Annotated in this window: 1 protein-coding gene; it reads left to right on the top strand. The window is 43.9% G+C overall.

Going from position 1 to position 301, the window contains the following annotated elements; genetic code table 11:
* Positions 1 to 301 (top strand): dihydropteroate synthase (locus IEX97_RS12975; RefSeq protein ID WP_188883519.1); only part of this gene is annotated, 301 nt, incomplete at both ends.

A 301-nucleotide genomic window follows, 5' to 3' on the forward strand; every position in this document is an offset into this window, starting at 1 on the left:
ATCAAAGAGGAACAGTATGATGAAGCATTAGAAGTCGCGCGTCAGCAAGTTGAAAATGGTGCCCAAATCATCGACATCAACATGGATGAGGGGATGTTAGATGCACAGGCTTGTATGGTGCGTTTTCTAAACCTATGTGCCTCAGAACCAGAAATCTCCAAAGTGCCAATCATGGTCGACTCTTCCAAATGGGAAGTGATCGAAGCGGGTCTGAAATGCATTCAAGGTAAAGGCATTGTGAACTCTATCTCTTTGAAGGAAGGCAAAGAGAAATTTGTTGAGCAAGCTAAACTGATCCGTC

The organism is Paenalicyclobacillus cellulosilyticus, from assembly GCF_014647315.1.
GTDB classification, from domain to species: Bacteria; Bacillota; Bacilli; order Alicyclobacillales; family Alicyclobacillaceae; genus Alicyclobacillus_J; species Alicyclobacillus_J cellulosilyticus.